General features: G+C 50.1%; 28 protein-coding genes. 13 read left to right on the top strand and 15 right to left on the bottom strand.

What is annotated here, in order from left to right; genetic code table 11:
- Positions 1–44: 44 nt before the first annotated feature.
- From rnd to ACJHXB_RS14640, 5 genes are all read right to left on the bottom strand, one after another.
- A complete protein-coding gene (rnd, locus tag ACJHXB_RS14660; RefSeq protein ID WP_024185221.1) occupies positions 45–1,160 on the bottom strand; it encodes a ribonuclease D in 1,116 nt (371 codons plus the stop codon).
- A gap of 81 nt (positions 1,161–1,241) precedes the next feature.
- Positions 1,242–2,927 carry a long-chain-fatty-acid--CoA ligase FadD gene (fadD, locus tag ACJHXB_RS14655; protein ID WP_001469182.1) on the bottom strand — a complete coding sequence of 562 codons (1,686 nt, stop codon included), beginning with the start codon at positions 2,925–2,927 and terminating at the stop codon, positions 1,242–1,244.
- Between the two features lie 204 nt (positions 2,928–3,131).
- Positions 3,132–3,713: a Slp family lipoprotein YeaY gene (gene yeaY / locus ACJHXB_RS14650; RefSeq protein ID WP_000290576.1), complete on the bottom strand. Its 582-nt coding sequence runs from the start codon at positions 3,711–3,713 to the stop codon at positions 3,132–3,134.
- 38 nt (positions 3,714–3,751) lie between these two features.
- Positions 3,752–4,447 (bottom strand): tRNA (adenosine(37)-N6)-threonylcarbamoyltransferase complex dimerization subunit type 1 TsaB, encoded by a 696-nt coding sequence (tsaB, locus tag ACJHXB_RS14645; RefSeq protein ID WP_001220963.1) that lies wholly within the window; start codon positions 4,445–4,447, stop codon positions 3,752–3,754.
- 57 nt (positions 4,448–4,504) lie between these two features.
- On the bottom strand, positions 4,505–6,415 hold the full coding sequence (locus ACJHXB_RS14640) for an ATP-dependent DNA helicase (RefSeq protein WP_000128845.1): 1,911 nt from the start codon (positions 6,413–6,415) through the stop codon (positions 4,505–4,507).
- 131 nt (positions 6,416–6,546) lie between these two features.
- Between ACJHXB_RS14640 and ACJHXB_RS14635 the strand changes: the two genes are divergently transcribed.
- Positions 6,547–6,891, top strand: coding sequence for a RidA family protein (locus tag ACJHXB_RS14635; protein ID WP_001295493.1), 345 nt, complete (start codon positions 6,547–6,549; stop codon positions 6,889–6,891).
- 421 nt (positions 6,892–7,312) lie between these two features.
- Positions 7,313–7,612 (top strand): DUF1889 family protein, encoded by a 300-nt coding sequence (locus ACJHXB_RS14630; RefSeq protein ID WP_001111989.1) that lies wholly within the window; start codon positions 7,313–7,315, stop codon positions 7,610–7,612.
- Positions 7,613–7,731: 119 nt separating this feature from the next.
- Here the strand turns inward: ACJHXB_RS14630 and ACJHXB_RS14625 are convergent, their stop codons facing one another.
- Entirely contained in the window at positions 7,732–7,911 is a 180-nt protein-coding gene (locus ACJHXB_RS14625) for a YoaH family protein (RefSeq protein WP_000457334.1), read from the bottom strand.
- Positions 7,912–7,984: 73 nt separating this feature from the next.
- Between ACJHXB_RS14625 and pabB the strand changes: the two genes are divergently transcribed.
- From pabB to ACJHXB_RS14605, 4 genes are all read left to right on the top strand, one after another.
- Positions 7,985–9,346 carry an aminodeoxychorismate synthase component 1 gene (gene pabB, locus ACJHXB_RS14620; protein ID WP_000855014.1) on the top strand — a complete coding sequence of 454 codons (1,362 nt, stop codon included), beginning with the start codon at positions 7,985–7,987 and terminating at the stop codon, positions 9,344–9,346.
- A 3-nt stretch (positions 9,347–9,349) separates the two neighbouring features.
- Positions 9,350–9,928 (top strand): CoA pyrophosphatase, encoded by a 579-nt coding sequence (locus tag ACJHXB_RS14615; protein ID WP_225392866.1) that lies wholly within the window; start codon positions 9,350–9,352, stop codon positions 9,926–9,928.
- Positions 9,929–10,111: 183 nt separating this feature from the next.
- Positions 10,112–11,476 (top strand): L-serine ammonia-lyase, encoded by a 1,365-nt coding sequence (sdaA, locus tag ACJHXB_RS14610; RefSeq protein ID WP_000624292.1) that lies wholly within the window; start codon positions 10,112–10,114, stop codon positions 11,474–11,476.
- 130 nt (positions 11,477–11,606) lie between these two features.
- Complete coding sequence (locus tag ACJHXB_RS14605) at positions 11,607–13,205, top strand: EAL domain-containing protein (protein WP_410233506.1); 1,599 nt, start codon at positions 11,607–11,609, stop codon at positions 13,203–13,205.
- Positions 13,206–13,208: 3 nt separating this feature from the next.
- Here ACJHXB_RS14605 and yoaE read toward each other — a convergent pair whose 3' ends face one another.
- Together yoaE and ACJHXB_RS14595 are read right to left on the bottom strand one after the other, a co-directional pair.
- Positions 13,209–14,765 carry a CNNM family cation transport protein YoaE gene (gene yoaE, locus ACJHXB_RS14600; RefSeq protein WP_000394983.1) on the bottom strand — a complete coding sequence of 519 codons (1,557 nt, stop codon included), beginning with the start codon at positions 14,763–14,765 and terminating at the stop codon, positions 13,209–13,211.
- Entirely contained in the window at positions 14,753–14,911 is a 159-nt protein-coding gene (locus ACJHXB_RS14595) for a protein YoaL (protein ID WP_001327808.1), read from the bottom strand. Before ACJHXB_RS14595 ends, yoaE begins: the two co-directional genes overlap by 13 nt.
- A 316-nt stretch (positions 14,912–15,227) precedes the next feature.
- Here ACJHXB_RS14595 and manX point away from each other — a divergent pair, with 316 nt between their 5' ends.
- The 5 genes from manX to mntP all read left to right on the top strand — a co-directional run bounded on the left by manX (position 15,228) and on the right by mntP (position 19,434).
- Positions 15,228–16,199 carry a PTS mannose transporter subunit IIAB gene (gene manX, locus ACJHXB_RS14590; RefSeq protein ID WP_000150545.1) on the top strand — a complete coding sequence of 324 codons (972 nt, stop codon included), beginning with the start codon at positions 15,228–15,230 and terminating at the stop codon, positions 16,197–16,199.
- A gap of 62 nt (positions 16,200–16,261) precedes the next feature.
- On the top strand, positions 16,262–17,062 hold the full coding sequence (manY, locus tag ACJHXB_RS14585) for a PTS mannose transporter subunit IIC (RefSeq protein ID WP_000406926.1): 801 nt from the start codon (positions 16,262–16,264) through the stop codon (positions 17,060–17,062).
- A gap of 12 nt (positions 17,063–17,074) precedes the next feature.
- Positions 17,075–17,926 (top strand): PTS mannose transporter subunit IID, encoded by an 852-nt coding sequence (manZ, locus tag ACJHXB_RS14580; RefSeq protein ID WP_000228655.1) that lies wholly within the window; start codon positions 17,075–17,077, stop codon positions 17,924–17,926.
- Positions 17,927–17,980: 54 nt separating this feature from the next.
- Positions 17,981–18,439, top strand: a complete 459-nt coding sequence (locus tag ACJHXB_RS14575; protein WP_000156255.1) for a DUF986 family protein — start codon at positions 17,981–17,983, stop codon at positions 18,437–18,439.
- Positions 18,440–18,867: 428 nt separating this feature from the next.
- On the top strand, positions 18,868–19,434 hold the full coding sequence (gene mntP / locus ACJHXB_RS14570; protein WP_001296134.1) for a manganese efflux pump MntP: 567 nt from the start codon (positions 18,868–18,870) through the stop codon (positions 19,432–19,434).
- On the opposite strand, the gene rlmA is transcribed toward mntP, so the two are convergent.
- The 5 genes from rlmA to mgrB form a co-directional block, all read right to left on the bottom strand.
- Positions 19,431–20,240, bottom strand: coding sequence for a 23S rRNA (guanine(745)-N(1))-methyltransferase (gene rlmA, locus ACJHXB_RS14565; protein WP_000010122.1), 810 nt, complete (start codon positions 20,238–20,240; stop codon positions 19,431–19,433). The genes mntP and rlmA overlap by 4 nt on opposite strands.
- Positions 20,241–20,405: 165 nt before the next feature.
- The gene (gene cspE / locus ACJHXB_RS14560) at positions 20,406–20,615 is read right to left on the bottom strand and encodes a transcription antiterminator/RNA stability regulator CspE (protein WP_001062678.1); all 210 of its coding nucleotides are present in this window, start codon (positions 20,613–20,615) and stop codon (positions 20,406–20,408) included.
- Between the two features lie 12 nt (positions 20,616–20,627).
- Positions 20,628–20,771, bottom strand: coding sequence for a DUF2627 domain-containing protein (locus tag ACJHXB_RS14555; protein WP_001295496.1), 144 nt, complete (start codon positions 20,769–20,771; stop codon positions 20,628–20,630).
- Positions 20,772–21,440: 669 nt separating this feature from the next.
- Complete coding sequence (locus tag ACJHXB_RS14550; protein ID WP_001006855.1) at positions 21,441–21,728, bottom strand: YebO family protein; 288 nt, start codon at positions 21,726–21,728, stop codon at positions 21,441–21,443.
- A 74-nt stretch (positions 21,729–21,802) separates the two neighbouring features.
- Positions 21,803–21,946, bottom strand: a complete 144-nt coding sequence (gene mgrB, locus ACJHXB_RS14545) for a PhoP/PhoQ regulator MgrB (protein ID WP_000714550.1) — start codon at positions 21,944–21,946, stop codon at positions 21,803–21,805.
- 158 nt (positions 21,947–22,104) lie between these two features.
- Here mgrB and ACJHXB_RS14540 point away from each other — a divergent pair, with 158 nt between their 5' ends.
- Positions 22,105–22,344, top strand: coding sequence for a YobH family protein (locus ACJHXB_RS14540; protein WP_001211011.1), 240 nt, complete (start codon positions 22,105–22,107; stop codon positions 22,342–22,344).
- A 143-nt stretch (positions 22,345–22,487) separates the two neighbouring features.
- On the opposite strand, the gene kdgR is transcribed toward ACJHXB_RS14540, so the two are convergent.
- On the bottom strand, positions 22,488–23,279 hold the full coding sequence (kdgR, locus tag ACJHXB_RS14535) for a DNA-binding transcriptional regulator KdgR (RefSeq protein ID WP_001262179.1): 792 nt from the start codon (positions 23,277–23,279) through the stop codon (positions 22,488–22,490).
- Positions 23,280–23,455: 176 nt separating this feature from the next.
- Between kdgR and ACJHXB_RS14530 the strand changes: the two genes are divergently transcribed.
- On the top strand, positions 23,456–24,829 hold the full coding sequence (locus ACJHXB_RS14530; protein WP_001308706.1) for an MFS transporter: 1,374 nt from the start codon (positions 23,456–23,458) through the stop codon (positions 24,827–24,829).
- Between the two features lie 45 nt (positions 24,830–24,874).
- On the opposite strand, the gene htpX is transcribed toward ACJHXB_RS14530, so the two are convergent.
- Positions 24,875–25,756 carry a protease HtpX gene (gene htpX / locus ACJHXB_RS14525; protein WP_000984517.1) on the bottom strand — a complete coding sequence of 294 codons (882 nt, stop codon included), beginning with the start codon at positions 25,754–25,756 and terminating at the stop codon, positions 24,875–24,877.
- Positions 25,757–25,905 lie beyond the last annotated feature (149 nt).

The raw sequence follows: 25,905 nt of genomic DNA, 5'->3' as shown, positions 1-25,905 counted from the left end.
TGCCGAAGCCGGACTGAGCGCGCCCAGTCCGGCTTCGGAAGATTTTACTGCGGATATTCCTGCAATAAATTGTGTAATGCTTCCGCCATCAGCTCACCACGCCAGCCGGAAATCAGCTCCGGCAAATTGTTCTGCGGTTTCAGTTTCCAGTGCCAGTTCAGCAGTTGGTTGATTTGCCGACGCGATGCCAGCAATTCGGCGCTGATCTTGTGCGTTTCGCTCACGTCAGTAATCAGCGACTTAATCGCTTTAAACGCTTTACGATAACCCGGCATGTCCATCAGGTTAAGCATCGGCTGCGGTAAGGCCTCTTCCGGCAATGTCTGCGCTTTTTCCACCAGCGCCAGCAGCGTTTTACCGTGAAAGCGGATTTCGCTACCGGATAAGCCCAGGCTGTCCAGTTCGCCTAAACTTCCCGGCATATAACGCGCTACCGACCACAAATGCTCTTCACGCACGACAAAGTTCACCGCCAGATCGCGCTCCCGCGCCTTGCGCAGTCGCCAGTCGGCTAACAGTTGCAGACAGGCCAGTTGGCGTGTGCGTAACTGCCAGGCATTGGTGATATCACGCCAGGCATCTTCCGGTGCAACGACTTCCTGACGACGCATTTGCATCAGGCGGCATTCATCCAGCGCCGCAGGTAGCCAGCCGGAGGCCTCCGTTTCTACCATAAGCTTTGCGGTGATCGGTAACAGATACCAGACATCCGCCGCTGCGTATTCACACTGACGTTCGGTCAGCGGTCTGGCCAGCCAGTCGGTGCGCGATTCACTCTTGTCCAGCGTAACGCCGGAATACTCTTCCACCATGGAAGCGAAACCCCATGACATCGGGCGTCCGCAGAAGGCAGCAAGGATTTGCGTGTCAATCAAGGATTGTGGTAATTCGCCAAAGACATTGAGGAACACTTCCAGATCTTCACTGCCCGCATGGAGAAATTTTGTGATGGACGGATCGCGCAGGATCGCTTTCAGCGGTGACCAGTCGGTTATCCCGAGTGGATCGATTAGCGCCAGATGCTCGCCATCGAAAAGTTGAATCAACCCCAGCTGCGGGTAATAAGTGCGCGTACGAACAAATTCAGTATCCAGGGCTATCGCCGGAAAGGCACGGACGGCTTCACACAAAGAAGCCAGCGCATCGTCCGTGGTAATCATTTGGTAATTCAAATTGTATTCTCTTTAGTGGGCGTCAAAAAAAACGCCGGATTAACCGGCGTCTGACGACTGACTTAACGCTCAGGCTTTATTGTCCACTTTGCCGCGCGCTTCGTCACGTAATTCTCGTCGCAAAATTTTTCCGACGTTAGATTTCGGTAACTCATCACGAAACTCCACCAGCTTCGGTACTTTGTAGCCCGTGAGCTGACGGCGGCAAAAGGTCACCAGTGACTCTTCGGTAAGCGATGGATCTTTTTTCACTACGAAGATTTTCACCGCTTCACCACTGGAGCCAGAAGGTACGCCAACAGCCGCGACTTCCTGTACGCCAGGATGCTGCATGACGACATCTTCAATCTCGTTGGGATAGACGTTAAAACCGGAAACCAGAATCATGTCTTTTTTGCGATCGACAATACGCAGGAATCCTTCTTCATCCATCACCGCGATGTCGCCGGTGTGTAACCAGCCATTTTTGATGATTTCATCGGTAGCATCCGGACGCTGCCAGTAACCCAGCATCACCTGCGGTCCTTTGACACAAAGCTCACCCGGTAGACCCGGTGGTACTTCGTTGTCGTCGTCATCCACCAGTTTGGCTTCCGTCGATGGCACCGGCAAACCGATGCTACCACTATGATAATCAATATCATACGGGTTAACGCTGACCAGCGGCGCACACTCGGTCAGGCCATAACCTTCCAGCAGATACTGTCCGGTCAGTTTCACCCAACGTTCTGCCACCACTTGCTGAACAGGCATCCCTCCGCCTGCGGAAAGATGCAGACTGGAGAAATCCAGCTGCTGGAACTCTTTATTGTTCAGCAACGCATTGAACAAGGTGTTAACGCCAGTGATAGCGGTAAACGGATATTTCGCTAACTCTTTTACCAACCCTGGAATATCGCGCGGGTTAGTGATAAGCAGGTTCTGCCCACCCAGTTCGATAAACAGCAGGCAGTTAATGGTCAGTGCAAAAATGTGATACAGCGGCAGCGCCGTCACCACCAGCTCTTTGCCCGGATGCAACAGCGGACCATAGGTCGCGTTAACCTGTTCCAGGTTCGCCAGCATATTGCGGTGAGTCAGCATCGCGCCTTTCGCCACACCAGTGGTACCGCCGGTGTATTGCAGGAAAGCTAAATCTTCCGGCACCAGTTCGGGTTTGACGTACTGCATCCGGTAGCCGTTGTGCAGGGCGCTACGAAATGAAATGGCATCTGGCAGATGGTATTTCGGCACCAGACGCTTGATGTATTTAACAACGAAATTGACTACCGTGCCTTTTGCCGTAGATAGCTGATCGCCCATACGGGTCAGAATTACGTGCTGAACGGCGGTTTTATCAACCACTTTTTCCAGAGTGTGGGCAAAGTTAGACACGATAACAATCGCCGATGCGCCGCTATCGTTAAGCTGATGCTCAAGTTCACGCGGGGTATACAACGGGTTAACGTTTACGACAATCATCCCGGCACGCAAAATGCCAAACAGCGCCACCGGATATTGCAATAAATTAGGCATCATCAACGCAACGCGATCGCCTTTCTTCAGTCCCAACCCTTGTTGCAAATAAGCGGCAAACGCGCGACTGCGTTCTTCCAGTTTGCGGAAGGTCATCACCTCCCCCATATTCACAAACGCGGGTTGATCGGCGTAGCGCGCGACCGACTGCTCAAACATATCTACCAGAGATTGATAACGGTCAGGGTTGATCTCCGTCGGAACGTCCGCGGGATAACGGTTAAGCCAAACCTTCTTCAATTCTTCACCTCTAAAATGCGTGTTCGTCGTCATCGCAACCCCAAATGATATACATGCCGTTAACATAATATTAACTCATCATACCAGCTTGATAATTACCCAACGAAAAGGTTGCGAAGCGCGTCACTATTTATTTTTATCTTTACCGTAAGAATGCAGAAACAGCGGACCAGCCGCTGTTTCTTTTTCTTTAAAAACAAGCAATTATTCAGTTACAACTGTTTGTACTCTCGCGGGGCCGGGATTATACCAACCCCATCCACCGTAGCCATAGGGCCAGCCACGACCACCATAAAACCATGGATCAATCGGCTGAGGCGGCATAATCACCTGCTGGGTTAAATGCCAACGTTTGTAACCCGTTACCTGCATCACCATAAATTTATAGGGCGTGTTGCCGATTTTGCCGTCAACCGCACCGGTAATTGGCCCGACTACCGTAACCAGTTGTCCACGAAAATCTACCGGGTCCAGAAAACCGTTCACATCGGCATAAATGCGCCCGCGTGAAGGTTCTCCCAGCGTCGGTCTGGCTCCGCTGTCCAGCGGTACGGTAGCAATTTCCAGGCGGGTTTTCCCTTGCTGGTTTTGTACCGCAACCACTTTGCCACCAAAGCGTGCCTCCTGACCAACGTACAGCTGCGGCGCACTCATCACCCGAACTAAATCTTGTTGCGGCGTGGGACTGCTGCCTTTAATGGCGTCCGGCACAGTAACACAACCGCTGAGCATTAGCGCAAACGTACCTGCCAGTATGCCTTTGATAACATTCTTTTGAACCGCCATGATGCGACTCCTTTTTTCTCAGGGCATACTCTTAAGATTCATTCTTTGCCAGGAAGTTTCTTCCACGCGACGTTGTTACGTAAATAAACCGGTTCGGCATGTTCCACCGCCACCGTTTTACCCTCGGCAAACATCTGACACGCAATCGGAAGCATATCTTCCGCCGCTGGCAGTAAAACTTCTCCGTCGCGCAAAACCAGTCCGCTCTCTTTACCGAGATCCGGCCAGGCTTGCCAGCCCGTACCCACGGTTACCCATTCGCCGGAAAGCTGTTGCAACCGTTCATGAACGAGTTCTGGTTTCAGTACGGCTTCTGTTTCTTCGCCGTGCCAGAAGCCGTTTTCATCGCGCTGATATTCGGCCCAGTAAACTTCGCCCATTCGCGCGTCAATGGCTGCCAGCACGCGGGTTGCGCCGTTTTTGCGCCACGCCCCTTGCGCCATTGTCATTAGCGTGGAGACGCCAATCATCGGCAGCTCTGCGCCAAGTGCCAGCCCTTGCGCAATGCCAATACCAATGCGCACGCCGGTAAAGCTACCGGGGCCGCGCCCGTAAGCCAGAGCGTTTATGTCAGTCAGGGAAGTTCCGCTGGTGGTCAGGATATCCTGCACCATCGGTAAAATTCGTTGAGTATGTTCACGAGGGCAAAGCTCAAAATGAGCGTTGACAGTACCGTCGTTCCACAGGGCGACAGAGCAGGCCTCTGTCGCGGTATCGATAGCCAGAATTCGCATGGGTCTTCGTGCTTAGATCAATAAAAAGGCGCGCATCATACCATACTCCATCACAAATTACCTGGAGGATGGTATCGCAAGGAAGCGAACCGCACGGGCAATGTCACGGGTGCGCGGCGCGGGCGGCAGACTGGCGAGAAACGTCGCGCCGTAAGGGCGCATCACCAGCCGATTATCGCAAATCACCAAAACCCCTCGATCGTCGGCGTCGCGAATCAATCGCCCTACTCCCTGCTTGAGAGTAATGACCGCATCCGGCAGCTGTACTTCATCGAACGGGTCACCACCACGCAAACGGCAATCTTCCATGCGCGCTTTTAACAGTGGATCATCCGGCGAGGTAAACGGCAACTTGTCGATAATCACCAATGACAATGTATCGCCACGCACATCCACCCCTTCCCAGAAGCTGCTGGTTGCCACAAGAAGCGCGTTACCGGCGCTGACAAATTGCTGCAACAGTTGCCCTTTGCTGGTTTCCCCCTGCAACAAAACGGGAAGCGTCATGGTAGCGCGGAACTGCTCGGCCAGATCGCGCATCATGGCGTGCGAGGTACAAAGCATAAAACAACGACCGTTGTTAGCCTCGATGATCGGTCGCAGCATTGCCGCCAGTTGCCGTGCACAACCCGGTTGATTGGTTTGCGGCAGGTTGCGCGGCACACAGAGTAACGCCTGGCGGCTGTAATCAAACGGGCTGGGTAACAGCAACGACTCTGCCTGTTCAATGCCAAGCCGCGAGGTGAAATGATGCAGATCGTCATTCACCGACAGCGTTGCTGAGGTAAAGATCCAGCTACCTGGTTTTTGCGCCATTAACTCTTTGAATTTATCCGCCACGCTGAGCGGCGTGAGCGCCAGAGTAAAATGGCGCGAAGTGCATTCGTACCAGTAGCTGTAGCCCGGCTGATTGATCTCTTTTAGCCGTTTCAGCCGCGTGCGATACAACGTGGCGCGCTCAAATGCTGCATCCAGCAAGGCGGAACGTCCCAGCGACAGTTTCGCCACGTCATAACAAAGTTCCAGGGTGTCATCGAGCAGTAAAAACGCCCGCTGAATTTGCGGATTAGCTAACAGTTCGCGCAGGTTGCCACGATAACCTGGCTCACCTAATTGCAGGCGAAAATCCTGCGCGCTCTGGGCAAGGCGGTCGGCGCACTTTTGTAACTGCTGAGTATCTTTTAATTCGGTGCGATAGGCGATGGTGATGTCTTTTGCCAGGTCGAGCAGTTGTCGACTGGAGAGTGACTGACCAAAATACTGGCTGGCAATGTCGGGCAGTTGGTGGGCTTCGTCGAAGATCATGACGTCAGCTTCCGGGATCAGTTCGCCAAATCCACTCTCTTTCACCACCATATCCGCCAGAAAGAGATGATGGTTTACCACCACCACATCGGCGTCCATCGCTTTTTTGCGTGCTTTGACCACAAAGCAATCTTTATACATCGGGCAGTCGCTGCCAAGACAGTTGTCGTTGGTGCTGGTGACCAGCGGCCACGCCTGTGAATCTTCCGCCACGCTGACGCAGGTGCTGATATCACCATCGACTGTTTGATTAGACCAGGAGCGCAGCAGGATCACATCGCTTAAGATTTGTACCGGCAGATCGCCCCCTGCCAGCGCCTGCTGTTCGAGACGTTCGAGGCAGAGGTAGTTTGAGCGCCCTTTCAGCAACGCCACGTTGCCCGTATATTTCAACGCCTTTGAAACCGTTGGCAAATCGCGGCTGTAGAGCTGATCCTGCAACGCTTTTGAACCGGTCGAGATAATGACTTTCTTTTTCGCCCGCAGCGCAGGGGCCAGGTAAGCGTAGGTTTTGCCCGTACCGGTTCCGGCTTCCACCACCAGCGGCTGGCCTTTTTCTATCGCCTGGGTGACGGCTACCGCCATCTGTCGCTGTGGTTCTCGCGGCTTAAAGCCTGGTATCGCTTTCGCCAACTGACCGTCTGGTGCAAAATCGTCCGTCACACTACCCCCTGTTGATTTGAACAGGGATTATGTCAGGATGAGGGAGCTTTCGCCAGTTGAAGTGGTGACGGCGACCTCACATTGTGGCAGTCTTTGCAGCACGAAAATGGAAGGATAATGAGGACAAAATGATGACTATCGTTCGTATCGATGCTGAAGCCCGCTGGTCTGATGTGGTGATCCACAACAACACGCTCTACTACACTGGTGTACCGGAAAACCTCGACGCCGATGCTTTTGAGCAAACCGCCAACACGCTGGCGCAGATTGACGCCGTGCTGGAAAAACAGGGCAGCAATAAATCGAGCATTCTGGATGCCACCATTTTCCTGGCTGATAAAAACGACTTCGCGGCGATGAATAAAGCGTGGGATGCCTGGGTTGTCGCGGGTCATGCGCCGGTGCGCTGCACGGTGCAAGCGGGGCTGATGAACCCGAAGTATAAAGTTGAAATTAAGATTGTGGCTGCGGTGTAAGCTTTATCGAAGCAAAATAAGTCAGACGATAATTTATCGATAATACTGGTCGGTTTTACATAAATCGACCAGAGATTAAGATATTACTGTTGATGCTCCTGCTAATTCATTATTTATTTTTATAATTTCAATCTTAGCTATAAAGCTAACTATATAAATAAACATAACCATGCCGTTGTGTTCGCCCTTCGATTAGCAACTCTGGTTTTCTTTCTTAGCTGAACAATTTGGTTATAGCGTGAGAACTGACCATTAATTTTCTCCCTCTTACTGGATAACACACCATGAGCTGCTACCTTTAAAACACCTGAATGTCAACAGGTTAACTCGTGCCATATCGTTATAATCCCTTTGATATTAGATGCAAATTAAGGTCATATATAGCCTTATCGATAACATGGTTAATTTTAAGGATAAGAATATGCCTGCTGTAATAGATAAAGCCCTGGATTTCATTGGTGCCATGGATGTATCAGCACCAACACCAAGTTCGATGAATGAAAGCACGGCGAAGGGAATCTTTAAATATTTAAAAGAACTGGGAGTACCCGCGAGCGCCGCCGATATTACGGCGCGAGCTGACCAGGAAGGCTGGAACCCGGGGTTCACGGAAAAAATGGTTGGATGGGCAAAAAAAATGGAGTCTGGTGAACGCATTGTGATTAAAAATCCTGAATACTTTTCAACATATATGCAGGAAGAACTAAAAGCACTGGTCTGAGTAAAATTTACATCAGCATAAATGGGTCAGGACGCTTTTAATCACATATGAAAAGCGTCCTTTTTCTCACAATCAAATAATCATCGGCTTCTATAACGAAAGCGATACGGATTAGTGTGTTACTCGTCTTCATCCTCAAAACGCGCCACGATTCGCTCGCCGGAATGGTTGGCACGCAGCTCTTCTGCCACCAGCGCGATTGCCTGGCCGCTGCTCATCCCTTGTGCCATCAGTTCCTGGATCCGCTCGACGGCTTTTTGCTGCTGTTCATGGGTGAGTGAAGGTAAACCTGCAAACATTGTTAACTCCTGCTAAATTGTTGGCGCTAATTATTTCATGCTACCCGGCACATAGCCAGTAGAGTCAGGACTGATGAAGACGTTATCTCCCGCTGTGATTACTTTACCCTGGCGTCAGGACGCCGCTGAATTTTATTTCTCCCGCTTAAGCCACCTGCCGTGGGCGATGCTTTTACACTCCGGCTATGCCGATCATCCATATAGCCGCTTTGATATTGTGGTCGCCGAGCCGATTTGCACTTTAACCACTTTTGGTAAAGAAACCGTTGTTAGTGAAAGCGAAAAACGCACAACGACCACTGATGACCCGCTACAGGTGCTCCAGCAGGTGCTGGATCGCGCAGACATTCGCCCAGCGCATAACGAAGATTTGCCATTTCAGGGCGGCGCGCTGGGGTTGTTTGGCTACGATCTGGGCCGCCGTTTTGAGTCACTGCCAGAAATTGCGCAGCAAGATATCGTTCTGCCGGATATGGCTGTAGGTATCTACGACTGGGCGCTGGTTGTCGACCACCAGCGTCAAACAGTTTCTTTGCTGAGTCATAATGATGTCAATGCCCGTTGGGCCTGGCTGGAAAGCCAGCAATTCTCGCCGCAGGAAGATTTCACGCTCACTTCCGACTGGCAATCCAATATGACCCGCGAGCAGTACGGCGAAAAATTTCGCCAGGTACAGGAATATCTGCACAGCGGTGATTGCTATCAGGTGAATCTCGCCCAGCGTTTTCATGCGACCTATTCTGGCGATGAATGGCAGGCATTCCTTCAGCTTAATCAGGCCAACCGCGCGCCGTTTAGCGCTTTTTTACGCCTTGAACAGGGCACGATTTTAAGCCTTTCGCCAGAGCGGTTTATTCTTTGTGATAATAGTGAAATCCAGACCCGCCCGATTAAAGGCACGCTACCACGCCTGCCCGATCCCCAAGAAGATAGCAATCAAGCAGAAAAACTGGCGAACTCAGCGAAAGATCGCGCTGAAAATCTGATGATTGTTGATTTAATGCGTAATGATATCGGTCGCGTTGCCGTAGCCGGTTCGGTAAAAGTACCAGAGCTGTTCGTGGTCGAACCCTTCCCTGCCGTGCATCATCTGGTCAGCACCATAACGGCGCGGCTACCAGAACAGTTACACACCAGCGATCTGCTGCGCGCAGCTTTTCCTGGTGGCTCAATAACTGGGGCTCCGAAAGTACGGGCTATGGAAATTATCGACGAACTGGAACCGCAGCGACGCAATGCCTGGTGCGGCAGCATTGGCTATTTGAGCTTTTGCGGCAACATGGATACCAGCATTACTATCCGCACTCTGACTGCCATTAACGGACAAATATACTGCTCTGCGGGCGGTGGAATTGTCGCCGATAGCCAGGAAGAAGCGGAATATCAGGAAACTTTTGATAAAGTTAATAAGATATTACGCCAACTGGAGAAGTAAGACGTGGAATACCGTACCCTGACGCTTGATGATTTTTTATCGCGCTTTCAACTTTTGCGCCCGCAAATTAACCGGGAAACCCTAAATCATCGTCAGGCTGCCGTGTTAATCCCCATCGTCCGTCGACCGCAACCGGGGTTGTTGCTGACTCAGCGTTCAATTCATCTGCGTAAACACGCTGGACAAGTGGCATTCCCTGGAGGCGCAGTCGATGACACGGATGCATCAGTTATCGCCGCCGCGCTGCGCGAAGCTGAAGAAGAGGTCGCTATACCGCCTTCCGCCGTTGAAGTTATCGGCGTGCTGCCGCCCGTCGATAGCGTAACTGGCTACCAGGTAACCCCAGTGGTCGGCATTATCCCGCCCGATCTGCCGTATCGCGCCAGTGAAGATGAAGTCTCGGCGGTGTTTGAAATGCCGCTCGCCCAGGCATTACATCTGGGTCGTTATCACCCTTTAGATATCTACCGCCGTGGCGATTCACATCGGGTATGGCTGTCCTGGTACGAACAGTATTTTGTATGGGGAATGACCGCAGGCATTATTCGTGAACTGGCGCTGCAAATTGGTGTGAAACCCTGACTATACTTATCTTTACATCTACAAAACACTACTTGAGACAATCATCGCAATATTAGTTAAATCGCGGTTTTTGATTAGTTTAATTCATGTGAATAGTTAAGCTAGTCGCCGCGTTCCCTCTTACACTATGCGCTGTTATTAGTTCGTTACTGGAAGTCCAGTCACCTTGTCAGGAGTATTATCGTGATTAGTCTATTCGACATGTTTAAGGTGGGGATTGGTCCCTCATCTTCCCATACCGTAGGGCCTATGAAGGCGGGTAAACAGTTCGTCGATGATCTGGTCGAAAAAGGCTTACTGGATAGCGTTACTCGCGTTGCCGTGGACGTTTATGGTTCACTGTCGCTGACGGGTAAAGGCCACCACACCGATATCGCCATTATTATGGGTCTTGCAGGTAACGAACCTGCCACCGTGGATATCGACAGTATTCCCGGTTTTATTCGCGACGTAGAAGAGCGCGAACGTCTGCTGCTGGCACAGGGACGGCATGAAGTGGATTTCCCGCGCGACAACGGGATGCGTTTTCATAACGGCAACCTGCCGCTGCATGAAAACGGTATGCAAATCCACGCCTATAACGGCGATGAAGTCATCTACAGCAAAACTTATTATTCCATCGGCGGCGGTTTTATCGTCGATGAAGAACACTTTGGTCAGGATGCTGCCAACGAAGTGAGCGTGCCGTATCCGTTCAAATCTGCCACCGAACTGCTCGCGTACTGTAATGAAACCGGCTATTCGCTGTCTGGTCTCGCTATGCAGAACGAACTGGCGCTGCACAGCAAGAAAGAGATCGACGAGTATTTCGCTCATGTCTGGCAAACCATGCAGGCATGTATCGATCGCGGGATGAATACCGAAGGCGTACTGCCAGGCCCGCTGCGCGTGCCGCGTCGTGCGTCGGCCCTGCGCCGGATGTTAGTTTCCAGCGATAAACTGTCTAACGATCCGATGAATGTCATTGACTGGGTAAACATGTTTGCGCTGGCAGTTAACGAAGAAAACGCCGCCGGTGGTCGTGTGGTAACTGCGCCAACCAACGGTGCCTGCGGTATCGTTCCGGCAGTGCTGGCTTACTATGACCACTTTATTGAATCGGTCAGCCCGGACATCTATACCCGTTACTTTATGGCAGCGGGCGCGATTGGTGCATTGTATAAAATGAACGCCTCTATTTCCGGTGCGGAAGTTGGTTGCCAGGGCGAAGTGGGTGTTGCCTGTTCAATGGCTGCTGCGGGTCTTGCAGAACTGCTGGGCGGTAGCCCGGAACAGGTTTGCGTGGCGGCGGAAATTGGCATGGAACACAACCTTGGTTTAACCTGCGACCCGGTTGCAGGGCAGGTTCAGGTGCCGTGCATTGAGCGTAATGCCATTGCCTCTGTGAAGGCGATTAACGCCGCACGGATGGCTCTGCGCCGCACCAGTGCACCGCGCGTCTCGCTGGATAAGGTCATCGAAACGATGTACGAAACCGGTAAGGACATGAACGCCAAATACCGCGAAACCTCACGCGGTGGTCTGGCAATCAAAGTCCAGTGTGACTAATACTTCTTACTCGCCCATCTGCAACGGATGGGCGAATTTATCCCCGCTTTCTCGTCTGCTGTAATATTCCCCACTACACTTCCACTGTTGCGTCAGGCGTTTGTCGCCATACGCTTACAGGGTGGCCCGCATGCAAAAAGCACAACGGATCATTAAAACCTATCGCCGTAATCGAATGATTGTTTGTACGATTTGCGCACTCGTTACGCTCGCTTCGACCCTGAGCGTGCGATTTATTTCACAGCGTAACTTAAATCAACAACGGGTAGTACAATTCGCCAATCACGCTGTAGAGGAATTAGATAAAGTACTGCTTCCCCTACAGGCAGGTAGCGAAGTCTTGCTTCCGCTGATTGGTCTGCCCTGCTCTGTCGCCCATTTGCCATTACGTAAACAGGCGGCAAAACTCCAAACTGTGCGATCCATTGGCCTGGTGCAAGACGGCACACTTTATTGCTCCAGCATTTTTGGTTATCGCAATGTGCCCGTCGTGGACATTCTGGCTGAACTTCCTGCACCGCAACCACTTTTACGCCTGACGATCGACCGTGCCCTGAATAAAGGCAGTCCGGTTTTGATTCAATGGACACCTGCAGCGGGCAGTAGCAATGCTGGGGTCATGGAGATGATTAACATCGACTTACTGACGGCAATGCTCCTTGAGCCACAACTGCCGCAAATCAGTAGCGCCAGCCTGACGGTGGACAAACGGCATTTGCTCTATGGTAATGGGCTGGTAGATTCCCTTCCGCAACCTGAAGACAATGAAAACTATCAGGTTTCTTCGCAACGCTTTCCTTTTACCATTAACGTTAATGGTCCGGGGGCTACGGCGCTGGCATGGCACTATCTTCCAACACAATTACCGCTGGCGGTGCTGCTAAGTTTACTGGTGGGCTATATCGCCTGGCTGGCGACCGCTTACCGGATGAGTTTTTCCCGCGAAATCAATCTGGGCCTGGCGCAACATGAGTTCGAATTGTTCTGCCAGCCTTTGCTTAATGCGCGCAGCCAGCAATGTATTGGTGTAGAGATTTTGCTGCGCTGGAACAATCCACGTCAGGGCTGGATTTCACCGGATGTGTTTATTCCTATCGCGGAAGAACATCATTTAATTGTGCCACTGACCCGCTATGTGATGGCAGAAACCATCCGTCAGCGGCATGTTTTCCCAATGAGTAGTCAGTTTCATATTGGCATTAACGTCGCACCCAGTCATTTTCGCCGTGGTGTGCTGATAAAAGATCTCAATCAGTACTGGTTTAGCGCTCACCCGATTCAGCAACTGATCCTCGAAATCACCGAACGCGATGCCTTACTGGATGTTGATTATCGGATTGCCCGCGAGCTGCATCGTAAAAACGTCAAACTGGCGATTGATGACTTCGGCACCGGCAACAGTTCGTTTTCCTGGCTTGAAACATTACGTCCTGACGTGCTGAAAATTGATAAGTCATTTACCGCAGCTATAGGTTCTGACGCGGTTAACTCGACGGTGACCGATATCATCATCGCACTGGGGCAAAGACTGAATATTGAACTGGTGGCGGAGGGTGTGGAAACACAAGAACAGGCGAAGTATTTGCGCCGTCATGGCGTGCATATTTTGCAAGGGTATTTGTACGCACAGCCGATGCCGCTACGTGATTTTCCCAAATGGCTGGCGGGCAGCCAACCGCCGCCCGCCCGGCATAATGGACATATTACGCCCGTTATGCCGTTACGTTAACGCTTACTCATCTTCATCGTGCGCCGGTTGCTCTTTAACAATGCGAACCAGATCAACTCGATAATCATTGGCTTCAATGATGGTGATATGCAGTGGACCTACATCAATCACATCGCCCACACGGGGAATGTGACCATTTGCCGAGATCACGAGGCCCGCGACCGTCGCGATATCATCGTCATCGGCAAGATGCTCAACATCAAGCGCCTGCTGCAAGGCATGCAAATCTGTACCGCCTTTTACCAGCCAGCCGTCACCATCGGTAATGATTTCCGGCGTTTCGTCTGCGTCCGGGAATTCACCCGCAATGGCTTCCAGCACATCCAGCGGCGTGACCAAGCCTTGTACCACACCAAACTCGTTGGTCACGATAACAAAGCTCCCGCGAGCACGACGCAGCACGCCCAGCAGGTTGATCGGGTCAAGGGTTTCCGGAACGATAATTGCCGGAGACGCCGAAGCTATCGCCGCCACATCAACGCCTTCTTCGAGCGCCACCAGCAGTTCTTTAGCACGTACGATACCGATGATTTCATCCAGTTCACCGCGACATACCGGGAACAGACTGTGCGGTGAGGAGAGCAGCTGCTCACGGATTTCATCGACCCCGAGATTAGCGTCAACCCAGCTTATTTCACCGCGCGGCGTCATGATCCCGCGCAGAGAACGCGACGCCAGCGTCAATACGCCGTTAATCATGTAACGTTCTTCTTCGGCAAACGCACCTTCCGGGATCGGCATCGGCATCGGGTTATCGGCATCGTGCTGAACATTGGCCTGACGTTTCCCGCCCATCAAACGCAGGATGGCATCGGCAGTACGCGCTCGCAGCGGCAAAGTCGACTGGTGACGAATAAAGTTGCGACGCGCAATTTGGTTAAACACTTCGATGATGATCGAGAAGCCAATCGCGGCATACAGGTAACCTTTCGGAATGTGGAAACCGAAACCTTCTGCCACCAGACTCAGACCTATCATTAACAGGAAGCTCAGACAGAGCACCACCACCGTTGGATGCTGGTTAACAAATCGCGTCAGCGGTTTCGATGCCAGCAGCATAACCGCCATCGCAATCACTACCGCCGCCATCATCACCGGCAGATGGTTAACCATCCCTACTGCCGTAATTACCGCATCCAACGAGAAGACGGCGTCAAGGATGACGATCTGTGTGACGACCACCCAGAAACTGGCGTAGCCTTTACCGTGGCCGGAATCATGATCGCGGTTTTCCAGCCGTTCATGCAGTTCGGTTGTTGCTTTGAACAGCAAGAATATCCCCCCGAACAACATAATCAGGTCGCGTCCGGAGAAGGAAAAATCCATAACGGTAAATAGCGGTTTGGTCAGCGTGACCATCCATGAAATCAGCGACAGCAGCCCCAGACGCATAATCAGCGCCAGTGATAATCCCAGCAAACGCGCTTTATCGCGTTGTTTTGGCGGCAGTTTGTCAGCAAGAATGGCGATGAAGACCAGGTTATCGATACCCAGCACAATTTCGAGAACAACAAGCGTGAGTAGCCCCGCCCAAATTGAGGGGTCCATTAAGAATTCCATGACAAGCTCCTGCTTAAGGAATAGCTATTCGACGCCAGAAATAATGCAGGCGTAACGACAAAATGCAAACGAAAGGTGCGGCATAGAGTGCCAGAAAGACAGGCGTTAAAAGGCCTGATGCTGAAATGACGTCGGTGACGATCCATACTGCGGGCTACTGCCCTATACTCCATGGTTGTTAAACGGGAGTTAAACATATCAGAGACGCCTCTGATTTGGCAAAGATTTACCTTCCTTTGCAAACGAATGTGACAAGGATATTTTACCTTTCGAAATTTCTGCTAATCGAAAGTTAAATTACGGATCTTCATCACATAAAATAATTTTTTCGATATCTAAAATAAATCGCGAAACGCAGGGGTTTTTGGTTGTAGCCCTTATCTGAATCGATTCGATTGTGGACGACGATTCAAAAATACATCTGGCACGTTGAGGTGTTAACGATAATAAAGGAGGTAGCAAGTGACCATTGCTATTGTTATAGGCACACATGGTTGGGCTGCAGAGCAGTTGCTTAAAACCGCAGAAATGCTGTTAGGCGAGCAGGAAAACGTCGGCTGGATCGATTTCGTTCCAGGTGAAAATGCCGAAACGCTGATTGAAAAGTACAACGCTCAGTTGGCAAAACTCGACACCACTAAAGGCGTGCTGTTTCTCGTTGATACATGGGGAGGCAGCCCGTTCAATGCTGCCAGCCGCATTGTCGTCGACAAAGAGCATTATGAAGTCATTGCAGGCGTTAACATTCCAATGCTCGTGGAAACGTTAATGGCCCGTGATGATGACCCAAGCTTTGATGAACTGGTGGCGCTGGCAGTAGAAACAGGCCGTGAAGGCGTGAAAGCACTGAAAGCCAAACCGGTTGAAAAAGCCGCGCCAGCACCCGCTGCCGCAGCACCAAAAGCGACTCCAACTCCGGCAAAACCAATGGGACCAAACGACTACATGGTTATTGGCCTTGCGCGTATCGACGACCGTCTGATTCACGGTCAGGTCGCCACCCGCTGGACCAAAGAAACCAATGTCTCCCGTATTATTGTTGTTAGTGATGAAGTGGCTGCGGATACCGTTCGTAAGACACTGCTCACCCAGGTTGCACCTCCGGGCGTAACAGCACACGTAGTTGATGTTGCCAAAATGATTCGCGTCTACAACAACCCGAAATATGCTGGCGAACGCGTAATGCTGTTATTTACCAACCCAACAGATGTAGAGCGTCTCGTTGAAGGCGGCGTGAAAATCACCTCTGTTAACGTCGGTGGTATGGCATTCCGTCAGGGTAAAACCCAGGTGAATAACGCGGTTTCGGTTGATGAAAAAGATATCGAGGCGTTCAAGAAACTGAATGCGCGCGGTATTGAGCTGGAAGTCCGTAAGGTTTCCACCGATCCGAAACTGAAAATGATGGATCTGATCAGCAAAATCGATAAGTAACGTATTGTGTTGATTATCACTCAGTTTTCACACTTAAGTCTTACGTAAACAGGAGAAGTACAATGGAGATTACCACTCTTCAAATTGTGCTGGTATTTATCGTAGCCTGTATCGCAGGTATGGGATCAATCCTCGATGAATTTCAGTTTCACCGTCCGCTAATCGCGTGTACCCTGGTGGGTATCGTTCTTGGCGATATGAAAACCGGTATTATTATCGGTGGTACGCTGGAAATGATCGCGCTGGGCTGGATGAACATCGGTGCTGCAGTTGCGCCTGACGCCGCTCTGGCTTCCATCATTTCTACTATTCTGGTTATCGCAGGTCATCAGAGCATTGGTGCAGGTATCGCACTGGCAATCCCTCTGGCCGCTGCGGGCCAGGTACTGACCATCATCGTTCGTACTATTACCGTTGCTTTCCAGCACGCTGCGGATAAGGCTGCTGATAACGGCAACCTGACAGCGATTTCCTGGATCCACGTTTCTTCTCTGTTCCTGCAAGCAATGCGTGTGGCTATTCCGGCCGTCATCGTTGCGCTGTCTGTTGGTACCAGCGAAGTACAGAACATGCTGAACGCGATTCCGGAAGTGGTGACCAATGGTCTGAATATCGCCGGTGGCATGATCGTGGTGGTTGGTTATGCGATGGTTATCAACATGATGCGTGCTGGCTACCTGATGCCGTTCTTCTACCTCGGCTTCGTAACCGCAGCATTCACCAACTTTAACCTGGTTGCTCTGGGTGTGATTGGTACTGTTATGGCAGTGCTCTACATCCAACTTAGCCCGAAATACAACCGCGTAGCCGGTGCGCCTGCTCAGGCAGCTGGTAACAACGATCTCGATAACGAACTGGACTAACAGGTGAGCGAAATGGTTGATACAACTCAAACTACCACCGAGAAAAAACTCACTCAAAGTGATATTCGTGGCGTCTTCCTGCGTTCTAACCTCTTCCAGGGTTCATGGAACTTCGAACGTATGCAGGCACTGGGTTTCTGCTTCTCTATGGTACCGGCAATTCGTCGCCTCTACCCTGAGAACAACGAAGCTCGTAAACAAGCTATTCGCCGTCACCTGGAGTTCTTTAACACCCAGCCGTTCGTGGCTGCGCCGATTCTCGGCGTAACCCTGGCGCTGGAAGAACAGCGTGCTAATGGCGCAGAGATCGATGACGGTGCTATCAACGGTATCAAAGTCGGTTTGATGGGGCCGCTGGCTGGTGTAGGCGACCCGATCTTCTGGGGAACCGTACGTCCGGTATTTGCAGCGCTGGGTGCCGGTATCGCAATGAGCGGCAGCCTGTTAGGTCCGCTGCTGTTCTTCATCTTGTTTAACCTGGTGCGTCTGGCAACCCGTTACTACGGCGTAGCGTATGGTTACTCCAAAGGTATCGATATCGTTAAAGATATGGGTGGTGGCTTCCTGCAAAAACTGACGGAAGGGGCGTCTATCCTCGGCCTGTTTGTCATGGGGGCATTAGTTAACAAGTGGACGCATGTCAACATCCCGCTGGTTGTCTCTCGCATTACTGACCAGACGGGCAAAGAACACGTTACCACTGTCCAGACTATTCTGGACCAGTTAATGCCAGGCCTGGTACCACTGCTGCTGACCTTTGCTTGTATGTGGCTACTGCGCAAAAAAGTTAACCCGCTGTGGATCATCGTTGGCTTCTTCGTCATCGGTATCGCTGGTTACGCTTGCGGCCTGCTGGGACTGTAAGACTGTTGTACACTACCGGGGCCTTTTGGCCCCGTTTTTTTATCTGGAGGATTAATGACAATCACGGACCTGGTACTGATTCTTTTCATCGCCGCACTCCTGGCCTTCGCGATCTACGATCAGTTCATCATGCCCCGCCGTAACGGCCCCACCCTGCTGGCAATTCCTTTGCTCCGGCGTGGTCGCATCGATAGCGTTATCTTCGTCGGATTGATTGTCATTCTTATCTATAACAACGTCACGAATCATGGCGCGCTAATAACAACATGGTTATTAAGTGCACTGGCTCTGATGGGTTTTTATATATTCTGGATCCGCGTTCCGAAGATCATCTTTAAACAAAAAGGTTTTTTCTTCGCCAATGTCTGGATTGAATATAGCCGAATCAAAGCGATGAACTTGTCGGAAGATGGCGTGTTGGTGATGCAATTAGAACAGCGTCGGCTGTTAATCCGCGTTCGAAATATCGACGATCTGGAAAAAATTTATAAGCTTCTCGTTTCAACTCAATAAGTTATGAATTTAGCCAAAGCTATGTTTAGTGTATTTTTAATAATCAGACATAGCTAAGGCTATATTACCTCTTCCCTTATTTGTTATTTATTTTAACGTTTCATTGATATATAAATCTAAATGAAAATCGTTATCAATAAAGCAATGAAATAATATATTCCAACAGTTGTTTTATATTCTCAAAATATGTTAAGGTTGCGCCCTCATTTGGGGAGTAGCCGATTTCCAGATTCCGGAAATGTACGTGTCAACATACTCGTTGCAAAACGTGGCACGTACGGACTGAACACTTTCAGTCAGGCGAGACCATATGCACATCAATCGCTATGCCTGCATGAACGCGAAAACCATCGCGGTTTGTCGTTCATGTATGCATGTTTGCTGGGGGCGATGATGTGTTTTATGGATACCCCGGTCAGGACGTTGTCATGAATATCACTGCTACTGTTCTTCTTGCGTTTGGTATGTCGATGGATGCATTTGCTGCATCAATCGGTAAAGGTGCCACCCTCCATAAACCGAAATTTTCTGAAGCGTTGCGAACCGGCCTTATTTTTGGTGCCGTCGAAACCCTGACGCCGCTGATCGGCTGGGGAATGGGCATGTTAGCCAGCCGGTTTGTCCTTGAATGGAACCACTGGATTGCGTTTGTGCTGCTGATATTCCTCGGCGGGCGAATGATTATTGAGGGTTTTCGTGGCGCAGATGATGAAGATGAAGAACCGCGCCGTCGGCACGGTTTCTGGCTACTGGTAACCACCGCGATTGCCACCAGCCTGGATGCCATGGCTGTGGGTGTTGGTCTTGCTTTCCTTCAGGTCAACATTATCGCGACCGCATTGGCCATTGGTTGTGCAACCTTGATTATGTCGACATTAGGGATGATGGTTGGTCGCTTTATCGGCTCAATTATTGGGAAAAAAGCGGAAATTCTCGGCGGGCTGGTGCTGATCGGCATCGGCGTCCAGATCCTCTGGACGCACTTCCACGGTTAATAAGAACGCTGCCAGAGGTGAATATTAAAGTCCGTCTGGCAGTCGAACACTTCTTTTGCTGCCAGTGTTTGCCAGACTTCTGGCTTCGCACGCCAGGCAAACGGCGTCATCTGCAATAATGCGACGGCTTCATCACCGCGAAGACGCATCGGATAACACAACTCATCACTCTGCTGTAATGTAAAACCTTCCAGTTGTTCTGCATGTGGTGCATGAAGATGTACTTCATTGTAAATCAGCCCCTTCAGCTCCATCAAATGTCGCGGTCCCGGCGTGGCAGTAATGACCCAACCGCCAGGCTTCACTACTCGCGCTAATTCTTCTGCTTTACACGGCGCGTAAATACGTATTATGGCGTCCATACTGGTATCGGAAAACGGCAAACGGTGGCTGGAAGCAACACAAAAAGTGACCTGCGGATAGCGTTTCGCCGCCGCTTTTATCGCTACCTTCGAGACATCCAGGCCAAACGTGGTGATTTCGGGCAGCGCATCGGCAAATGCGTGTGTGTAATACCCTTCACCACAGCCAATATCCAGCACCGCTGTGGCCTTTTCATCAAGCCGTTCCCGCAGTTGAGCGACAATTGCATCACGCAGCGGCTGATAATGTCCGGCATCTAAGAATGCGCGGCGTGCTTGCATCATTTCCGCGCTGTCGCCCGGATCACGAGACCGTTTATGCTGAACGGGCAGCAGATTGACATACCCTTCTTTCGCCATATCAAACTGATGTCGCTGGGGACAGATATAGCTGTTTTTTTCACGCGAAAGAGGCTGATGGCAAAGTGGACAGGAAAACGACATGACAACTCCGGCAGGATACTAAAGGCCGCAAGTGTAACGCGAATCACGCGGCGGGCAAATATCCGAACGACTGGAGCGAAGATAAAGCAAAGTAAAAAGCCTCGCATTCGACGAGGCTTTATAGCGAGATTGAAGCGTATTCACACTTCAGATCAGTGGATTCGATCAGATAGCTGTTACGTTAACAGCTGCCGGACCTTTCTGACCGTCCTGAATTTCGAACTCAACGTTCTGACCTTCAGCCAGAGTTTTGAAACCATTACCCTGGATAGCAGAGAAGTGTACGAACACGTCTTTGCTGCCATCAGCCGGAGTAATGAAGCCAAAACCTTTAGACTCGTTGAACCACTTAACCTGACCTTTAATCTTTGCCATTTGAAAAATTCCTTAGATTGTTTTCTTCGCCCGCAGGCATAACATAGATAAAACTGACACATTACTGCATGAGGCACCAATATAAGGCTCGGCAGAGAAGCGGTATTCAACGTCAACGTGTTTACTCAGGACTTCTTTACTGAAAATGCCACACATAAACAGAACTGTACCTCGTTTAACCCGAAATCTGTTATCACATACAACGTTAATTATGGCAAGCCATTTTTAAACATGTCTCGATCAGACGCACAAATCTCGATACGTCTTCCACTTTTTTTGCACACTTATGCAACGGAATACGCGCCGATATATCATTGTGCTTAACCTTGCCAGTTCAGGCAGATACTTAAACTGACGTATTTTCTAACATAGTTCAATAAGTTCAGTTGTTCCAGGCCAGTGGGAGAAGTTATTACATAGTGCGTGCAATATCACATTTTCTGCTATGCAATGAATAAAAAGTTATATCACTTTTTCTCATAAAACAGTCAGTTAACGGCCACCAATTACCCCAAAGAGAAGTCAATCCCCAATGGTATTGTAAATTTAAAATAAGAAAAATTGATGAATGCGCAAAAAAATCAAGAGAGAAACGTTTCGCTAATAAATAATACCACGCTTAATCACAAATCCGATGTAAACATCCTAATAAATTAATGGGCTAAATATCTTTTTCTGATATCCCGTTACGCAAATAAATAATATGATAATTATTTGAAGTCAGACCAGAGTTTTAATTTGAAGCAGTTGCACCATGACAGTGCGTATAATCAGGATGAATTGAGTAACCCTTCAACGACGGGGTTACTCAAGATTGAGGAAGGATTATCGTTCGGCGACCAGACGAATAATATCTTCGTCTTCAACCGATTTTTGACTCTCAACGGTCTTTTTATCTGCTTTCTCAGGTTCGTTTGCTTCGCACAAACGACGTAACAGAGCATTTTGACGTTTTTGCTGATCCAGCAACGCCTCAAGCAGTTCAATCTGTTCGTTAGTCCGTGAACTGGCACGATTGATAAAAAACCACAAGATAAGCCCGATAAAAAGAACCACCACCGATACAACCAAAGACGCAATGTTCATCACGCCTGAATTTACAACTTCGTTCATTTCACCACCTCTGAGTAGAGGCGCTATTCTACCACTGCTGGAGAGGAAGAAAATCTAGTGCTGAAAAAATGATATCACCACGGGATAAACTGGTTAATGGCACAAATTCCGCTGAAAAATTGTACATCCTGATCGCACATCATGTTGAATACCTGCGCCCAAAGCAGCAAGCAAGCCAACACCACGACAACCAGAACGACCCATCGAAACTTTTTCACTCCAATCTCCGTTTCACCTACCTTATGTCATTAAACTAGCATGCGTTAGTTAAACAGCGCCTAACTATGTCGATATTCGTGCTTTTTCAGAATGAGTCGCTTGCTTCAGCGCATATTGCCGCTACGATTAAGCGAACATAAAAAGAGAAGAGGTTGTAATGCGATTCATCATTCGCACAGTTATGCTGATAGCACTGGTATGGATAGGATTATTACTCAGCGGATATGGCGTTTTGATTGGAAGCAAAGAGAATGCCGCGGGATTAGGTTTGCAATGTACCTATCTGACCGCCAGAGGCACCAGCACGGTACAATACCTGCACACTAAAAGTGGTTTTCTGGGGATAACAGATTGCCCGTTGTTACGTAAAAGCAATATTGTGGTCGATAATGGTTAAGGGTAATAAATAACCAGATTCTTACTCATGAGTAAAATATTCTTACCGCAAGCGCGTTTAATATAACGCCTCCTTTAACTTTATTTTTCTCATTCTAAATAAAGAACCTGTCTGTTTGATATTCAGACAGGTTCTTACTCTCATCAGAACGGATAGTCGTGATAACCCATTTGGGCAGAAATTTTGCGCGCCGCGGTATGCAACATTGCGACATATTCCTGTAAACGCTCTTCAGAGAAACGCAACGTCGGGAAGGAGATGCTCAGACCGGCAATGACCACGCCAAAGCGATCAAATACCGGAACCGCAATGCAACGCAGTCCTTCTTCCTGCTCTTCGTTATCTTCGCCATACCCCTGCTCGCGCACCTGGTCCAGAACGGGTAATAACGCTTCTGTACTGATGATGGTCCGTTCGGTACTGCGTTTATACTCCACGCCCTCAAGAATTTGCTTCACTTCATCGCGATCGCGCCATGCCAGCAGTACCTTACCAATCGCGGTGCTGTACAGTGGATTACGACGCCCAATCCGTGAATACATGCGCAAATTGTACATAGAGTCAATTTTGTGGATGTAAACAATACTGTCTTCGTCCAGTGCGCCGAGGTGGATAGTTTCTTTCGTCAGGCGGGAGATCTCACGCATCTGGATATCTGCGCTACGAATTAAATCGACGTTTTGTAACGCGCGAGCGCCCAGTTCAAACAATTTCAGGGTCAGCGAATATTTCTCCGACTCCCCTTCCTGCGCCACATAACCCAGGGTTTTCATGGTCTGTAAAAAGCGATAAACGGTGCTTTTTGACATCATGACGCGCTGCGACAGCTCGGTTATCCCTATTTCGCGCTCTTCACCCAGCGCCTGCAAAATGCCAAAAACTTTCAGCACGGAAGATACAGAATCAGGCTGTTTATCCAGATCTGCGTTAGCCATTTATCACCTCATTGCGAGTGTTTTATAAAAATCAGAACTGTTTTTTATTATAATTTCGCACCTGGGTGGTCGCAATCCATCTTTTGCCGGTTAGTTACAATTCTGCGACATCCACCGTGAATATCAGTGCTAGAATCTTACCCCTGTTGATTATTCACCAAAGATATAAAATTCCTATGCCAAAAGTTCAGGCCGACGGCCTGCCGTTGCCCCAGCGATACGGTGCGATATTAACCATTGTGATTGGTATTTCGATGGCTGTCCTTGACGGCGCAATCGCCAACGTCGCCTTGCCAACAATCGCCACAGACCTTCATGCCACACCGGCCAGTTCCATCTGGGTAGTGAACGCCTATCAAATCGCCATTGTCATCTCCCTGCTCTCGTTTTCGTTTCTGGGCGATATGTTTGGCTATCGACGTATTTATAAATGCGGTCTGGTCGTTTTTCTGTTGTCTTCACTGTTCTGCGCCCTTTCTGATTCGCTACAAATGCTCACCCTTGCGCGTGTCATACAAGGTTTCGGCGGTGCAGCGTTGATGAGCGTTAATACCGCACTTATCCGCCTGATCTATCCACAACGTTTTCTGGGTAGAGGGATGGGCGTAAACTCGTTTATTGTTGCCGTCTCTTCTGCTGCCGGGCCGACAATTGCTGCAGCAATCCTCTCCATCGCATCCTGGAAATGGTTATTTTTAATCAACGTACCGTTGGGTATTATCGCCCTGCTTCTGGCCATGCGTTTTCTGCCACCCAATGGCTCTCGTGCCAGTAAACCCCGTTTCGACCTGCCCAGCGCCGTGATGAACGCGTTAACCTTCGGCCTGCTTATTACTGCATTGAGTGGTTTCGCTCAGGGGCAATCGCTGACGTTGATTGGCGCGGAACTGGTGGTAATGGTTGTCGTTGGTATTTTCTTTATTCGCCGCCAGCTTTCTCTTCCCGTACCGCTGCTACCGGTGGATTTACTTCGTATCCCGCTGTTTTCACTTTCTATTTGCACATCTGTTTGCTCTTTCTGCGCACAAATGCTGGCAATGGTTTCCCTGCCCTTTTACCTGCAAACCGTGCTCGGGCGTAGTGAAGTCGAAACAGGTTTACTTCTGACACCGTGGCCGTTAGCAACAATGGTGATGGCTCCGCTGGCAGGCTATTTGATTGAACGCGTACATGCAGGATTGCTGGGTGCTTTAGGGTTGTTCATCATGGCTGCGGGGCTTTTTTCCCTGGTTCTGCTGCCCGCGTCACCTGCGGATATCAATATTATCTGGCCGATGATCTTATGTGGCGCTGGATTTGGCTTATTCCAGTCACCCAATAACCACACCATTATAACCTCCGCTCCGCGCGAACGTAGCGGTGGGGCCAGTGGCATGTTAGGGACGGCTCGTCTACTGGGTCAGAGTAGCGGCGCGGCACTGGTGGCGCTGATGCTAAATCAGTTTGGTGATAATGGTACGCACGTCTCGCTGATGGCTGCGGCTATTCTGGCAGTGATTGCTGCCTGTGTCAGTGGTTTACGTATCACTCAGCCACGAGCCAGGGCATAAAAAAAGCGCGTCGATCAGGACGCGCTTTTTAGTATTTACTTCATATTACTTCAGGTATTCACCCGTACGCAGAGCTTCAATACGTTTATCCAGCGGCGGGTGAGTCATGAACAACTCACTGAGCGATTTCGACTTACCGTTAATACAGAAAGCCATCATGCTGGTTGCTTCTTGCGGTTCATAGCTGGTTTTCAGGCGCTGCAGCGCGGCAATCATTTTCTCGCGACCAACCAGTTTTGCCGAACCGGCATCAGCGTGGAATTCACGATGACGCGAGAACCACATGGTGATAATGCTCGCCAGAATACCAAACACCAGTTCCAGAACCGTTGCAACCGCAAAGTAGATCAGCGGGTTGCCGTTGCTCTCTTCACCTTCATCACGATTTCCGCCCATAAAACCCGCGGCAAGCTGCGCCAGAATACGGGAAATAAAGATAACGAAGGTGTTCACCACGCCCTGAATCAGCGTCATGGTGACCATATCACCATTGGCGATGTGGCTGATTTCGTGAGCAATTACCGCCTCGGCTTCATCCGGGCTCATGTTCTGCAGCAAACCGGTGCTGACAGCAACCAGAGAGGCATCACGGCGCGCACCGGTTGCAAAAGCGTTGATGTCCGGCGCATGGTAGATAGCCACTTGCGGCATAGCGATCCCCGCCTGACGAGCCTGGGTTGCTACAGTATTGACCAGCCAACGTTCCCTTTCGTTACGCGGTTGCTCGATCACTTCCCCGCCAACAGATCGTAATGCCATCCATTTGGACATCAGAAGCGAAACGAAGGAACCACCAAAACCGAACAGCAAGGCCATGATCATCAGCCCCTGAACGCTGCTCGACTGTATCCCTGTCAGGCTCAGTACCAGCCCGAAAACGACCATTACGGCCAGGTTCGTTAGCAGGAAGAGCGCGATTCGCATCATAATTTTCTTTTTACCTCAGTTTAACAAAACGCAATATGCGATACCCACATCGTATGGGTTACGCGACTATTTTCAAGTCTGGATAGTGCGTAAGTCACCAGAAAGACACAACTTTACATTTTGTAGCATCTGATTTACGGCATCTTGCC

Origin of the sequence: Escherichia sp. WS3227_2 (genome assembly GCF_046486495.1) — a bacterium.
Classification (GTDB): domain Bacteria; phylum Pseudomonadota; class Gammaproteobacteria; order Enterobacterales; family Enterobacteriaceae; genus Escherichia; species Escherichia coli.
The sequence above is the reverse complement of the archived record's forward strand: the minus strand, read 5'-3'. Positions and strand labels throughout refer to the sequence as shown.